This window comes from Paenibacillus sp. JDR-2 (genome assembly GCF_000023585.1).
GTDB lineage: Bacteria > Bacillota > Bacilli > Paenibacillales > Paenibacillaceae > Pristimantibacillus.
Window position 1 is genome coordinate 444,111 of sequence record NC_012914.1, and the last position, 15,177, is coordinate 459,287.

12 protein-coding genes are annotated in these 15,177 nt (G+C 53.0%); 2 read left to right on the forward strand and 10 right to left on the reverse strand.

Annotated elements, in window-relative coordinates:
* Positions 1 to 234: 234 nt before the first annotated feature.
* From PJDR2_RS02040 to PJDR2_RS02090, 10 genes are all read right to left on the reverse strand, one after another.
* The gene (locus tag PJDR2_RS02040; protein ID WP_012772379.1) at positions 235 to 849 is read right to left on the reverse strand and encodes a PH domain-containing protein; all 615 of its coding nucleotides are present in this window, start codon (positions 847 to 849) and stop codon (positions 235 to 237) included.
* An 89-nt stretch (positions 850 to 938) separates the two neighbouring features.
* A complete protein-coding gene (locus PJDR2_RS02045) occupies positions 939 to 2,159 on the reverse strand; it encodes an MFS transporter (RefSeq protein ID WP_012772380.1) in 1,221 nt (406 codons plus the stop codon).
* Between the two features lie 202 nt (positions 2,160 to 2,361).
* The gene (locus tag PJDR2_RS02050; RefSeq protein ID WP_012772381.1) at positions 2,362 to 3,168 is read right to left on the reverse strand and encodes an alpha/beta fold hydrolase; all 807 of its coding nucleotides are present in this window, start codon (positions 3,166 to 3,168) and stop codon (positions 2,362 to 2,364) included.
* An 826-nt stretch (positions 3,169 to 3,994) separates the two neighbouring features.
* On the reverse strand, positions 3,995 to 5,596 hold the full coding sequence (locus PJDR2_RS02060; protein WP_012772382.1) for a sensor domain-containing diguanylate cyclase: 1,602 nt from the start codon (positions 5,594 to 5,596) through the stop codon (positions 3,995 to 3,997).
* 150 nt (positions 5,597 to 5,746) lie between these two features.
* Positions 5,747 to 6,727, reverse strand: a complete 981-nt coding sequence (locus PJDR2_RS02065; protein ID WP_012772383.1) for a FecCD family ABC transporter permease — start codon at positions 6,725 to 6,727, stop codon at positions 5,747 to 5,749.
* Positions 6,724 to 7,743 carry a FecCD family ABC transporter permease gene (locus tag PJDR2_RS02070; RefSeq protein ID WP_012772384.1) on the reverse strand — a complete coding sequence of 340 codons (1,020 nt, stop codon included), beginning with the start codon at positions 7,741 to 7,743 and terminating at the stop codon, positions 6,724 to 6,726. Before PJDR2_RS02070 ends, PJDR2_RS02065 begins: the two co-directional genes overlap by 4 nt.
* Positions 7,744 to 7,746: 3 nt before the next feature.
* A complete protein-coding gene (locus tag PJDR2_RS02075) occupies positions 7,747 to 8,712 on the reverse strand; it encodes an ABC transporter substrate-binding protein (RefSeq protein WP_012772385.1) in 966 nt (321 codons plus the stop codon).
* 118 nt (positions 8,713 to 8,830) lie between these two features.
* The gene (locus tag PJDR2_RS02080; protein ID WP_012772386.1) at positions 8,831 to 9,643 is read right to left on the reverse strand and encodes a helix-turn-helix domain-containing protein; all 813 of its coding nucleotides are present in this window, start codon (positions 9,641 to 9,643) and stop codon (positions 8,831 to 8,833) included.
* A 116-nt stretch (positions 9,644 to 9,759) separates the two neighbouring features.
* Positions 9,760 to 10,593, reverse strand: a complete 834-nt coding sequence (locus PJDR2_RS02085; RefSeq protein ID WP_012772387.1) for a carbohydrate ABC transporter permease — start codon at positions 10,591 to 10,593, stop codon at positions 9,760 to 9,762.
* On the reverse strand, positions 10,593 to 11,483 hold the full coding sequence (locus PJDR2_RS02090) for a carbohydrate ABC transporter permease (protein ID WP_012772388.1): 891 nt from the start codon (positions 11,481 to 11,483) through the stop codon (positions 10,593 to 10,595). Before PJDR2_RS02090 ends, PJDR2_RS02085 begins: the two co-directional genes overlap by 1 nt.
* A gap of 193 nt (positions 11,484 to 11,676) precedes the next feature.
* On the opposite strand from PJDR2_RS02090, the gene PJDR2_RS02095 reads away from it, so the two are divergent.
* The gene (locus PJDR2_RS02095; protein WP_012772389.1) at positions 11,677 to 13,530 is read left to right on the forward strand and encodes a sensor histidine kinase; all 1,854 of its coding nucleotides are present in this window, start codon (positions 11,677 to 11,679) and stop codon (positions 13,528 to 13,530) included.
* Positions 13,523 to 15,157: a response regulator gene (locus tag PJDR2_RS02100; protein WP_012772390.1), complete on the forward strand. Its 1,635-nt coding sequence runs from the start codon at positions 13,523 to 13,525 to the stop codon at positions 15,155 to 15,157. The genes PJDR2_RS02095 and PJDR2_RS02100 overlap by 8 nt, the downstream gene beginning before the upstream one ends.
* Positions 15,158 to 15,177 lie beyond the last annotated feature (20 nt).

A 15,177-nucleotide genomic window follows, 5' to 3' on the forward strand; every position in this document is an offset into this window, starting at 1 on the left:
CGGCCTGCAAATCTGCGTAAATACTGCATATCGTACAATGTATTTTCAGCAAGCCTGTAACTGGTGGAGCGGAATAGCGGTTTTACATATACGGTGGGCTTCCTTTCCTAGTTGCATAGCCCGTTGATCGTGACCAATGCTCTGGTTCTGTCGGAGAGTAACCATTAAGCCGGAACACGCCCAGCCCAACGCAAGAACGCCGCCCTTCATTGGGCGGCGTTTTATTGTTGCGCGTTAAAGATTGATATAACGATCGAAGATAGCACCGAAGTCTTTTACTTTGTACTGCTTTTGCGCGCCTTCGAGCCAGTTGAATGCGGATTTGTTCAGCTTGTCGAACGTATCGGCTACATCGTAGTCGCCTTTATGCGCATGGCTTAACGTCGAGGACGCCAGCTCCAGGCTTTGGCGGGCAAAGCCGAGGCTGATTTCGTTCTCGTGGTGGATTTCGGAGATTTTGAAAAGAGATTTGTACAAGTCCTTCACTTGCTCGATATGCTTCTTATTCACGTCAATGGAGAACGCTACGGAACCAATAACGAATTTGATCTCGACATCCAGATCGACCGTGCCGGCTGTCTCCAGCGCTACGTTGCTGATCTTATTCGTTGCGTATGGATAACGGTGCAGCATCCGTTTCTTGCTGACCGCGCTGGTGCCGTCCAGATGAATAAGGGCGAAGTTGGTGAAGCAATACTCATCGGTTTTCGATTTGATCAGAAAATAAATCTTTTCCCCGTCTTCGTGCATGACGTAATCATCAGAATCCACCTTATCATAATTCTCCGGCCGGATAACCGACCCGATATCGCTGAGGCCGAGTAGGTCGGCAGCTACTTTTCCGAACAATCTTACCATTCCTCTCCATAGGCAGATTCAATCACTCTATCATTATATATACGGAATGGGGGAATATTCTAGATTATCCTTAACGTAGCTTAAGACTGCTCCGCAGCTGCTTTGGAAGCGGCCATTTTTTCCTCCATATGCTGTCTCTTCACCAGAATGGCGGCCAGCATCAGCATAAGGCCGTTAATAATAAATACCCATTTAATCGGGATGATGCCGCCTAGCACGCCCCCGATAACGGGTCCCAGCATGGTGGCGAACTGGGTAGCCGATTGGTTCAAGCTGAAAGCTCGGCCGCGGAAGCTTGTCTCCGTCGACTTCACGATCATCGCATTAATAGCCGGGGTCACCCCGGCGAAGAAGAGGCCGTACACGAAGCGTAATATTCCGAACTCGGCTATATGGCCGACGAAGAACTGCAGGCAGTTGCCGATCCCGCCGCCAAGCAGGCCGATAAAGAGCACCTTCGAGAAGCCGATCCTTGAGCCGAATTTGCCCCATTGCGGAGCGGCAATCAAGGTCGCGATCCCGACGGCCGAGAACACGATCCCGGCTTGCAGCGAGGCATCATGCTCGTTTGTCCCTAGTTGAAGCACGTAAACGGTAAGCAGCGGCTCGAGAATCATAACCGAGAACATCGCAAGTCCTGACATGCCAAGGAGCGTCAGGAAAGCTTTATTATGCGAGGCATGCTTCAGGTCATCCAGGACCGAGGAGCGCACGCCGGAGCGGTTGAATTTATGCTCGGTAGCGAAGAAGGTTGCGATAAGCGCAGCCACAAGGACGATACAGCCGGAAAAAACAAACGATTCCCGGTTCCCGATATAATGGCTGACCGTACCGCCAATGAGCGGTCCCATAATGCCGCCCGTTGCGCCGGAGGTTGCCATGATGCCAAGGGCGTAGCCGGATTTTTCCTCCGGCGTATTCGTTGCGACAAGGGCGATAGCCGCAGGCACGTAGCCGGCAAGCAGGCCTTGGAACACCCGCAGAATCAGGAATACATACGGATCATGGACAAAGAACGTAATGAAATAAAGTGCCGCTAAGCTGAAGCCCGAACGAATGAGCATCGGCTTGCGGCCATATTTGTCAGCTAGCGATCCCCAATAAGGCGCGATAAGCGCACTGGCCAGAAACGTAATGCCAAACGCGAACCCCGACCACATTTCCAGATGATTATTCACTCCGAGATCATTATGCAGGAATAGCGGAATGAACGGAATAGATACGGAATAGGCCGTGCTGCAAAAGAAAACACCAATCCATAAAACGATCAAATTGCGTTTCCACGAGTAAGGCTGGGTCATGTCAGTCACATCCTAAAGAGTACGTCAGAGTACGATTTTTTCTTTTATTGTAAACCTATTTTTACAGAATCTCCATGTTCGGCGGGAAAAACAATACTTTTGTCCTTGCGGCAGCTTCGTTAACCTCATTAATTAAGGCGGTTGTTCCATGAGAAAAAGCCTCCGGATTCAAGCTGGCGGAAGCTTAATTAACGATGTGAAATTAATACCGCAAAGCCTCAAGCAGGCAGGCGTTGAACAGATCCAGCTCCTCGTAAAAAATCGCGTGACCGCTGTTATCGAACCGGAGCAGGATGGAATTCGGGATTGTTTCCTTCATTATTATAGCCAGCTCGAACGGACAAATGCGGTCGTACACCCCGTGGAAAATGTACGTCGGTACCTTGATCCGTGCCAGATCGGCCTTCACATTCTCATCTCTTAACGTATATCCGCAGGCGATAATAGCCCGGGGCGATTGGTCTAGCTGCACGGAGTCGAACCATTGCCTGAACGCCGGCGTCGGTTCGTTATGGAAGAACAGCTTGCCGAATTCCTGCAGCATAAGCGGACGGTCGCGGTAAGCGAGACTGATGAGGGCGTCCAGTCCCTCGGGCGGCATGCCCTGCGGGAAGCCGGGCTGCTTCGTAATATAAGGGGCGGCCGCGGCGAACAGGAGCAGCTTGCTGACGCCATGACCGGCATGCCGCCCCATGTAGCGGACGGCTACCGCACCGCCCATCGAGAAGGCGGCAAGGGTAATCTCTTTGTAGCCTAGCGTATCGATAATGCAGCGCACGTCATCGGCCATTCGGTCCATGCTGTAGCTCTCCCACGGGGAATCCGATTTGCCAAAACCCCGGAGATCCATCCGGATGCAGCGGTATCCGTACTTGGGCAGCTCGTTGATCTGGTATTCGTACATACGGTGATCCAGCGGATAGCCGTGCACGAACAGGATCGGCTGCCCCACGCCCGTGTCCTCCACGTACAGACTAACGCCCGGCTCAACATCAATATAATAATTCAAGGCTTCCGTCTCCTTCTTCTAAAGTAGTTGTAGTTAAGGTATGAGAAAAGACACTCCGTTAGAAGGAAGAGGTCCAATGTAGCAAAGGTTACCGGGCAGTGGCGCCCCATGATGCGGATGAACTCAACGTAGGCGGACGGTGATAATTCAAAAGTAACCAGATGTTTGATTAGTGGGTAGTAGCGATGTTTAGCTAGGCTAGAGTTCCGCCAACAAACGTCACCTACCCCTACCGGTTCTAATTCGGCATTGAGCGAATAAGAGGAAAAAACCGAGTTGCAGTGGGGGGAGAGAGTCGAAGAGGTGCGGAAGCAAGCGAATAAGAGGAAAAAACCGAGTTACAGCGGGGCGAGAGAACTGAGTTGGTGCGGAAGCAAGCGAATAAGAGGAAAAAACCGAGTTACAGTGGGCGAGAGAGGTGAGGTGAGGTGGGCGAGGATAGGTGAGACGGATGCGAGCGATTAAGAGGGAAACCGAGTTGTAGCGAGGTGAGCGACCCGATGTGAGGTAGAGAGTAGTCAGTAGCAGGCAAAAAGCCTACTGCAGTAGGCAAGTAAACCGGTCGATGCCGGCCGCGAGTGGAATAGCAGGCAAAAAGCCTGCTGCAGTAGGCAAGTAAACCGGTCGATGCCGGCCGCGAGTGGAATAGCAGGCAAAAAGCCTGCTGCAGTAGGCAAGTAAACCGGTCGATGCCGGCTGCGAGTGGAGTAGCAGTCAAAAAGCCTGCTGCACTAGGCAAGTGGGCCAGCCGGTGTTTGCTGGACCTCCGCTGCCTGAACCGCAGCGAACAAAAAAAGCTGCCCACCTGAAGGTGGACAGCCAGAGCTTAGATTCGCGCCATATTCATCAGGCTGCTGTAGGCAACCGTGCGGTTGCGGCCGTCGCGCTTGGCTTGGTAGAGCGCCTGGTCGGCGTATTTGAACAGCTCGACGACTTCCTCCGCTGCATCGGGGAAGGTCGCAACCCCGAGCGACATCGTCACCGATTCGCCAATTGGCGTAACGGACTGCTCGATCCGCAGCCGGATGCGTTCCGCCACCTGAACGGCCTCGGCCTCTGTCGCATGAGGCAGCAGCATTGTAAACTCCTCGCCGCCGAACCGGCAGCAGTAATCGTCCGGCCCTCTCTCGCTTACCATGATGCCTGCCACAAACTTCAGCACCTCATCGCCCATCTGATGGCCATGACGGTCATTGACGTTCTTGAAATGGTCGAGGTCCATAATAATCACGGAGAACGGAGTGCCCTGCTGCTTCCATAAGGCTGTGATCGCGCCCATAGTCCGGCGGTTCGTCAGGCCGGTGAGCGCATCGGTATTCGCTTCGGCATGAAGCTCTTCCTTCTGCGCGCGCAGCTTGTTGAAGGCTACGGCTACCGTATCTACAAGCTGGTTCGCTTCATAATTCCAGCTGACATCCGCCTGCAGCGGCTTCAGCTTCTCGTCTCCGCCGGAGAGGCGGGAGGCGTAAGTAGCAAGCCGGTTAAGCGGATGGGCGAGCTTGCGGGACAGCCAGAACGAGAGGATGACGAGCAGCAGCACGAACGGTGCCGAGAATTTGATCATCTCTTGGACGACATTTTCCGAGATATTCGTAACATGATCCTGCGGGGTCTGCGATACGATGCCCCAACCCGCAGCCGGTACCGGGGCAAATCCCGCAAGGAAATTCTGCCCCTGCGAGTTAATGACGCGCTGCGCGCCGGACATTCCCTTCATCAGCTTCTGAACAACCGGATTGCCGCTTACGTTTTCCGATATGCGGTCTTTGTCCGGATGATAGATCAGGTAGCCGGAGGAGTCTACCACATAGAAGTAGGAACCGCTGGTGGTGCTCGCTTGAACGCCAAGAATATCGCGGAAAATATTCGCCTGCTGCAGGTAGATCGATCCGCCGACAAAACCTTTGTAATTGCCGTTATGATCGAAAATCGGCGAGCTTACCATAACGATCATGCGGTTTGTTATGGCATGGAACGGCTTCGAAATATACGGCTTCTTCAGCCGGAGCGATTCCGTTGTTGCTTCCGAGGTCGGCTTGCTGCCGATCAGATTCAGATTGTTCGGCGATGTAGAGACAATAACGCCATTCTTGTTTACAATCGTCAGCGAATTGAAGTAAGGGCTTGTCCCCATAAAGAAATCCAGCTGGGACAAGACATTCTTATCGTTCAGCTCAATGTCCGAGAAGTAATTCGCGGTGACTTTGAGACTTTTCTGCATGGATATAACAAGCGACTGCGTTGTTTTGCTTAAGTTCAGTGCCGCAATGCCGTTCAGTTCGATTGTATTATTGAAGAGCGATCTCCGCTCGGTATTATAGCCGATAATGGTACTGATGAAGATCGTAATCAGAACAGAAAGAATAACTACAAATGAAATGATAGAGGACAGCTTAAAGCCTTTGCGCGGCCGGATCTTGTAGATCATAAATGGTAGGTAATGCTCCTTCCCAATTCTTACTAATCGATAGTGTATCACTTTTTGTCGAAAGTTACGATAATCGTTCTAAAAAAGAGCGATTCTGCCCTATCCCAGCTATAGCTGGCGATAAGGCAGAACCGCTCCCGGTTAAGCATATTATGCGTTTTTGCGTTCTCGGCGCAGCAGATAGATGAAGTAGGGCGCCCCGATGACGGCCGTCGTAATGCCGACGGGCACCTCCCGCGGGATGATCAGGACGCGGCCGATCACATCGCCGAGCAGCAGCAGATCCGCGCCGATCAAGCCCGATAGCGGCACCAGCCACTGATGCCGGCCGCCAACGAACAGTCGGGCGATGTGAGGTGCAATCAGGCCGATGAAGCCAATCGAGCCAACGGCAGCAACGGAGCTGCCGGTCAACAGCGCGGCCAGCAAGAGCAGAATGAAGCGCTGGCGCGGCACGTTGAGACCAAGCGCGGCGCTTCCTTCATCGCCAAGCTGCAGTACGTTCAGCTTCGGATAACTGAGCCAGACCACGGGCGTCAGAATCGCAATCCAGGGCAGCAATGACAGCACATCCTGCCAGTCGCGTCCCCATAAGCTGCCGGACATCCAGAGAAGCGCCATGTTCACATCGGAAGGATGCTTGACGAGCAAGTATTGGATGCCCGCTTGGAATACCGCGCCAACGGCTACCCCGACCAAAGCGAACGAAGACGGGGACAACGTCATCCGTCTGCTGAGCAGGAGAAGAATGACGAGCGCGATAATGGCACCAAGGAAGGCGGCAAGCGGAAGGGCATAACTAGGCGCGCCAGGGAACAGGAAGATAACGGCCGCCGCCATAAACCCGGCGCCTTTCGTAATGCCGATCACATCGGGGCTGGCGAGCGGATTGCGTACAATCCCTTGCAGAATATCCCCGGCAACCGCAAGCCCAATGCCGGCTAGCACGGCGATAACCACGCGCGGCAGGCGGTATTGAAGGACGATAAAGGAATCCGGTGAATGCTGCATGGTCAGGCTGTTCCATACTTCACGGAGCGGGACCGATACGGCACCGACACGAAGGGATAAGGCAGCGAGCAGCAGAAGCAGCACGGCAGCAACGATTATAGCGTAAATTCCTTTTCTCATTCGGCGATCCCCCTGCTCCTGCTTCTGCGAGCCAGATAGATGAAGAAAGGCCCGCCAATGACCGCCGTGACAATGCCAACCGGAGATTCATAAGGAAACGCGATAAATTTGCTTATCCAATCCGCGTAGACCAGCATGCAGCCGCCGAGCAATCCTGTCAGCGGGACAAGCAAAGCCAGCCGGCCGCCGACCAGGTATCTGGCGATATGAGGCACGATGAGGCACAAGAAGCCGATAGGTCCGCATAAGGCGACGGCGGAGCCCGCCAGCGTAATAACAAGGATTCCGCCAACCGTGCGCACAAAGGCAATGCGCTGTCCCAAGCCGGTCGCCACCGCATCATCCATGAGCAGCAGCCGGAAGGAGGGGATCATAGGGATAAGCACAATCAGGCTAACAACGGTAAAAGGCAGAATCGTATGGACGTCGCCCCATACCACGCTGCTCAAGGAGCCAACCAGCCAGAACATAATGCTGTCGGTGGAATGCTGATTCAAGACAATCATGCCCTCGGTCAGGGAAGAGAGCAGGAAGTGGACGGCAATGCCGGCCAGCGCCAGCCGGACATGCTGCTGCCGGGCGCCGGCGAGCGACCAGACAAGCAGTGCCCCAAGCGCCGCTCCGGCAAAGGCAAACGCAATGCTGCCCAGCAAGGACAAGCCATTTATGGCAACAAGCCCGATCACAACGGCCAGCGATGCTCCCGCGTTAATGCCGAAGATATGCGGGGAGGCAAGCGGGTTACGCGTAATAAGCTGGGTAAGCAGCCCGGCCAGTGCCAGATGAACGCCTACCACAAGAGCCATAATAGCCCTGGGCAGGCGAAGCGTCTGGATATAGAGGTGAGCTTTATCAGAGCCTTGGTACGTAACCGCTTCATATAAAGTCCGCCAGGAGACCGCCGATTGCCCCCATTTCAGGCTGCTGACCAGACCAACTATTAATAGAAGAAAAGAAAACAGGAAGAGCAGAAACGCGGAACGTTTCTGCTTCCCCTGACTTGCAGCCGTTGTCATGGATTACTCTCCTAACTGGGCCGCAATGTCTTTAATAATATGCTCGGAGCCGATCAGGCCGCGCGACAGCGACCAGTTGCGGCGTTCAGCCGTCAGCACTTTATTTCCGGACACCGCATCGAGCTTGCTCCAGAGCGGATTTGCTTCCCACTCGTTAACAATCGTTTTCTCTTCCGTAGGGAGGAGAACGATTACCTGAGGATTCGTCTCGGACAGCTGCTCCAGGCTCAACTGCGGATAAGCCTCTTCGTTCTTCACCGGATCCGCATAGCCGATAGAAGTCAGGAACGAACCCGCGAAGGAATGGTCGGATTGGGCGAAGAAGCCCTTCGGATTAACAACGGCCGGCAGAATCGTGTAGCCGGTCTCTTTGATTTTCTGCTTCTCGGCTTCAATCGTGGCCTTGTGCTCTTCCAGACGCTTTTGCCCTTCGGCTTCTTTGCCAAGCGCTTTGGCAATAACCAAATAGTTATCCAGCGCCATATCGTAGTCGGCCAAATGGTCGTTCAGCACAATGGTTGGCGCAATGGCTTTCAGTTGATCAAGCACATTCTTGTGGTGATCCGAATCGGCAATAATCAGATCCGGCTGCAGCGAGCTGATCTTCTCCAGGTTAGGCTCGTAACGCGAACCGACCGAGGTATAGCTGCCAAGCTTGTCCTTCACTTCGTCCATCAGAAGGGAAGGGTCGTCGTCATCGGCCAGACCCGCCGGCTGAACGCCAAGGGTAACAAGCGCATCGGCATAGCTGAACTCCAGCACGACGATTTTCTCAGGCGCTTTGTCCAGTTCGACAGTTCCTAACTCATCATTAACGACGATTTTACCGCTGGCTGCGGTCTCCTGCGCTGGCTGCTCCGAAGCAGCCGATCCGGCATTATTGCCTGTATTGCCGCAAGCGGCAAGGGTGAAGGCGAGTACCGCGATTAACGCAAGCACGTAAAATTTGGATGTACGAATGAATGGCATAACAAAAGGTTCCTCCCATTAAGCAAATGATTATGATAATTATTATCAATTAATAGCATTGTAATGGCTGGGAGACCGTTAGACCATATCTTATCTTAAGATGGGACATGTCTTATTTTTAGATTTGATTGGGTTTGACGCTAGTCAGATATTCGGAAGGAGACATGCCAACCTCTTTCTTGAACATCCGGCTGAAATAGAAGTAATCGGAGAAGCCGACCTGCTGCGCAATCTCCTTGGCCGGAAGGCGGGTCTGCCGGAACAGCTGCTTCGCTTTTTCAATCCGCAGACTGCGGAGATAAACCGTCATGGTACGGCCGGTCTGTTTCTTGAACAGCACGGTATAATGCCCCTCGCTCATACCGGCCCGTCCGGCCAGCATCGACAGCGTAAGAGGGAGCATATAATGCTCGTTCATATATGTAATCGTATCCTCGATAGAGCGGGCAACCGAACCTTCGTTCTTCTTCATAAGCGATTCCCGCAGGAAAATATAAAGAATCCGTTCGAGCATAAGCCGTGTCCGGTACCGGAATGCGGCGGCTTCCGGCCTGCCCTCCTCGGGAAGCTCCTCCTGCATTTTTCGCAGCAGCTCGTCCACCATATAATGAATTTTCACCTCGCTATAAGTGCCAAGCGGCCCTTCCAGTGTCCATTCCTGCTCAAGCGGAAGCATGCGGTAAGTAAAAATGACGTATTCGGCAGCTTTCGTCCGCGGGACCTCGATCCGGTAATCGCCCGATCCCGGATGGCAGGCATAGCCCTGCGTACAGATCACGGATTCGCCTGACTCTAGAAAGACCGTAACGTGACCGCGTCTGACAACAATTAGATGGTATTGACCGAGAACGGCAGGCAGCGGAGTAGAGCGTGTATAAGCTTCTATGTAATCCAGGCAAGGGATAAGGGAATTGATCTCTTCGAATGACATGGGTTGATCCTCCAGCGGATAGACTGACTATCGTCGTTCTTCATTATAACGTAAAAAATGCCCATCCGACCCGCCGCATGCAAGGATGCGGAAGGAGCGGACGGGCATTAACGCCATTAACCTTTAACGGCGCCGGCTACAACGCCTTTAACGATATATTTTTGCAGGAAGATAAACACGACGATCGAAGGCAGAACAGCCATAACCATAGCGGTCATTGCATATTGCCAGTCCGACGTATATTGGCCAACGAAGGTGTAAGCCGCAAGCGTCAGGGTCTTCGTATCCGGCGAGCCGTTAACCATAAGGAGCGGCAGCAGGAAGTCGTTCCACATCCACATAACGTCGATGATGATGATCGTTGTCGTTACCGACTTCAGCAGCGGGAAGATTACGCTGAAGAAGAGACGGAAGCCGGAAGCGCCGTCGATCGTTGCGCTTTCGTCGATTTCTTTCGGGATCCCTTTTACGAAGCCATGGTAGATGAATACGGCCAGCGGTGCGCCGAAGCCCCAGTACAGAAGGCCAAGTCCCCAAGTGCTCTCGGTAATATGAAGATCCTTCGACAGTTGAAGAACGGTAAGCATGATCGATTGGAACGGAATCAGCATTGGCATAATGCACAGCAGGTACAAGAAGCCGCTCCATCTCGATTTGGTACGCGCCAGCTTATAGGCAGCGATCGAAGAGACGAATACAATCCCGATCAGACCTACGCCGGTAATAACGAAGTTGTTCAAGAACAGCTTCGGATAATTGATAAAGGACCAGACATGCGAGTAGTTGCCGAACGCCAGCTTGCTCGGAAGGGCGATAACGTCGGTCATAACCTCGCCAAAGCTCTTGAAGGAGTTGTTGATGGCAAGGAACAGCGGATACAGGAACAACAGAGAGAACAGCACCATAACAACTTCGAGAATGATGCGTCCGGCTTTGGATTGACGGTTCATTATGCCTCAACCTCCCTGCGTTTGAAGATCGTCAATTGAATGATGGTTACGATAAGGACGGCAACGAACAGGATCAGCGCTTTGGCTGTACCATAGCCGTACAGGTTGTTCTGGAAGGTATCGCGATAAATGTCGTAAGCGATACTGTAGGTCGTGCCGCCGGGACCGCCGCCGGTCAGCGACAGGATAACGTCGAATACTTTGATCGAGTTCGTCAGCGCCATAAAGACCGAGATCGTAATGGAAGGCGCAAGAAGCGGCAGCGTGATGTTGAAGAAGCGGCGGATTGGGCCGGCTCCGTCTACGGTAGCTGCTTCCTTCAGATCATCCGGAACGGATTGCAGACCCGCGATGTAAATAACGAGGTAGAAGCCGACCGACTGCCAGATGGATACGAGCAGGATAGAGATAAACGCAAGCCCCGGTTCACCCAGCCAGCTGAGCTTGAAGATGCCCCAGCCTGTACTTGCGCCAAGCGATTCGAAACCTTGCATGAAGATGAATTTCCAGATGAAGCCGACGATAACAAGGCTCAGGATGTACGGGATGAAGAACGCCGCACGCAGCCAAGTTGTCGATTTAAGCTTCATGTCGAGTACCAGCGCGAGCAAGATAGCAAGCACGTTCACCAGTACGATATACAGAACCGCGTATTTAATCGTGAACCATGCCGATTGGGTAAAGTTCGTGTCATGCAGGAAAATTTGCTTGAAGTTATCAAGTCCGATAAATTTAGGATGCTTGGAGATCCCGTTCCATTTGGTCAGGGAATAGCGGATCGTCATCGCGAACGGAATATAGAAGGCGATTGCGATACAGATGAGAACCGGCAGCGTGAATAGTCCGAACTCGATCTTCTCGCTTACTTTTCTCCCCATTTTCTTAAACATATTTGCACCTCTTCTCGATGTCGTCAGTTGTCGCCTAGTATGTCCTGTTGTCGTTAGCCGACTATACATCAGTACCTTATTCGATATACTGTGTATTATAATTGCGCCTTAAGGCAGCCAAAATGGATATATGAAATCTGTTAGGGGTAAAAAGGTGAACTGTACGACAGGCGCCTTGAGCATGGGGGAGTGGATGGCAATCGCAAATCGTATCGCAAAAAGCTGGAACGCCTTGACCGAGCGTGTGTCCAGCAGATTAGTGAACAAGCTTATTTTGCTTTTTACGACGATCATTATTCTGGTTGTAGGGTCTCTGACCTTCATCTCGTACAAGATGCTGCAGCGGGAAGCGCTAAATAACAGCATCGCCAGCACCTCGAACAATTTACTCCTCGTCAACAAGAATCTGGAGGATTACCTCGCGGGGATGGAGCAGCTGTCGCTGCCGCAAATTAACTATGACGAGCTGGCTTTTGCCATTACGCATGCGTCCACGGATTATGCATCCAAGATGTACGTGGAGGATTACCTCCGCAACATGTACTTCTCCCGTAGCAATGAGGATTTGGAAGCTATTTATTTGTATTTCGTCCGGAGCGGCACGTACTACACGATTGCCAAGGAGAACTTCGATATCAAGATCCGGTCGGGCCAGGCGGATAGCATTCCGACGATGTCCTGGTACAAGCAGGCGATGGACAGCGGGACGAATCAGGCATATCAATCCTTCCTTCTGTCGAATGAAGAACGAGGCTACGATATGGACCCGAGCCGCAGCTTTATGGCCTATCACCGGGTGCTTCGCTCGATCTCGACCCGGGCGCCGCAAGCGGTGGTTTCCTTCTATTACAACAAGAGCACAATCAACAAAATCATGAAGGACATTCCCGAGGACACGGGACAGCATCTGTTCTTCTTAAGCCCGGATAATGTGCCGTTCGCGCTCGATAACAGGACGTCTTACGAGTCGATGGTGGGCAGCGGCCTGCTGAAGCAGATCATCAAGACGGATGGAACGGGCGCGAACGGTCTTACTTGGAAGTCGCCGGAGGATAACAAATATCTGGTGGTCTATAACGTAGGCGCGCAGGAAGGCTGGAAATTAGTGAAGCCAATTCCTTATAAGGAGCTTTACGCGGCCGCGAAAACGACCCGTAACCTGAACTTTATGATTGGCCTGTTGTTCCTGCTTCTCGCGGTTGTGCTGATTACCTATTTCTCCAATGCGGTCACTAAGCCGCTCAAGCTGCTCTCACAGCAGATGAAGCGCTTTAGTACCGGGGATTTCGAGGCATCTACCGAGGTAGTCGGCCGGGATGAGCTGGCTTATCTATCCCGCCAATTCAATCAGATGGTCAGCCAGACGAATGAGCTGATTACCGAGCGGTACAAGATGAAGCTGGTGGAGAAAAACGCGATCTTGAAGGCGCTGGAAGCGGAGATTAACCCGCATTTCCTCTATAACGCGCTGCAGGCGATCTCGACCAAGGCGCTTAAGGCGGAACGCTTCGATATCGCCGATATGGTGGATGCGCTGGCGCTTACGCTCAGGTATTGCATCAGCGGCAAGGATATTGTCCGCGCAAGCGAAGAGCTGCTGCATATCGAGCGGTACATGTCGCTGCAGAAGGCGCGGTTCGGAGGCAGGCTGCAGCTGGTCATCGATTGGGATCAGGATCTGAAGGAGCTGGAGCTTCCGAAGCTGTCGCTTCAAACCTTGGTGGAAAATGCGATCAAGCATGGTGTCGAGATGGTCTCAAGCCCAGTCGCCATCCGGATCAGCGCAAGGGCTGCTGGCGGACATGCCTTTATTATTGTTAACGACAACGGACCGGGCTTTGCCCCGGGCAGGCTGAAAGACGTACTCGAATCGTTCGAAGCCGACTGGAATGAACGGGCGGAAGAAGAGGGAAGCGTGGGACTGGTTAACCTGAATACCCGGCTGAAGCTGTTATACGGAACAAGCTCGCAGCTGGTGATCCGTACAAGTCCGTCCGGCACGGAAATGGAAATGCTAATACCGCGAGGAGGCGGGCAACATGTATAAAGTTCTTATTATCGACGACGAAGAACCGCTTCGGGAGGCCATTCGGATTCTGGGCGACTGGAAGGGGCTTGGCGTAGCCGAGGTGCTGGAAGCCACGGACGGCAAGATGGGCCTTGAGATGATCGCCAATCATTCGGTTGATCTGGTGATGGTGGATATGAAGATGCCGGGGATGAGCGGCGCGGAGCTGCTGCAGGTGCTGGAACGCGACTACCCGGATATGCCTGCCATCGTGATTAGCGGCTATAACGATTTTGAATATACCCGGCAAGCCATTCGCTCCAAGGTCGTTGACTATCTGCTCAAGCCGATTAACCGGCCTGACCTGAATGCCGCGCTGCGCAAGGCGGTTGATCTGCTGGAAGCGCGCCGCGTGCGGGAGAGCGAGTTCATTAACCGCAATATTACCCTCAATATGTCCCTGCCGAAGCTGAAGGAGAAAATGTACCTGTCTATCATCGACCGAAGCTTCCGCAGCCAGACGAACGAGGCTTTCCTTCCGCTGATCGGAGCGGATGATCCGGACAACCGGTTTGCCGCCGTTGTGCTGAGAATGCTGAATATGGAGAAGGTGCGCAAAGCCCGGTTCCATTCGGACGTGGACCTGCTTCATTTTGCCGTGGGGAATATGCTGAACGAGATTGCGGGCGAGTACTTTCAGGCATTCAGCTTCGCCAGCCCGAAGATGGACCGCGAGCTTATCGTCATCTTGACGATGAAGGGCGCTTACCAGGAGGATATCGCGTACCGGTCGCTGCATCAGATGAACAAAGCGCTGGCGGCGCTTCAAGATTTGCTTGGCATTGTGGCTGCAGCCGGGATCGGCACGCCATGCGAGAGCATTATGGAGATTGCCTCCTCCTACGAGACAGCCAAAGCGGCGATTAACGGAATTGATTTACTGAAGCTCAAAGGCTATTTCGTTGCCAACGCCGTGGCCAAATCCGCGAACGAAGGCTATCCCGTTACGGGACGGATGCAGATGTTCCGGGCAGCGCTGGAGTCGGGCAACACGGCAGGCGCGAAGTCGATCCTCTCCGAGGAGCTCCGGAAATGGGGCGGCGCGGATTTGTTTACGCTTGGAGATGCGGACCAGTCGCTTGGCCGGTTTATTATTCTGATGAACGATATTTCGCTGGAGCTTGGCGTGCCTAGAGAAAAGCTGCCTTTAATGGAAGAGCATCCGGTCCGCTTCATGGGCTTGTCCGATGACTATGCGAGCTATGAGCAGTTCAGCAAGCTGCTGGAGGACGCGCTGCACTTCTATCTGGAGCAGCTCCGCTTGACGCAGTCCGCGAATCGTCCCTTCGAGATCGGAGATATCAAAGCCTACATCGACAACCGGTACTATGAGGACATTAAAATTTCGATGTTCGCTGATAAATATTTTCTAAGCAGGGAATACATAATGAAGCTGTTCAAGCAGCAGTTCGGATGCGGGATCCATGAGTACGTGCAGCGTATTCGAATGGACAAGGCGAAGGAGCTCCTTGATGATCCAAGCCTGAAGATCCAGGATATTTCCGAGATGCTTGGCTACAAGGACAAGAACTATTTCAGCAAAGCATTCCGGAATTATTTCTCCATTTCACCGACGGAGTATCGAACCGCTCGCAAGGAAGGATAAAAAGTGAACTAGGGGAACAC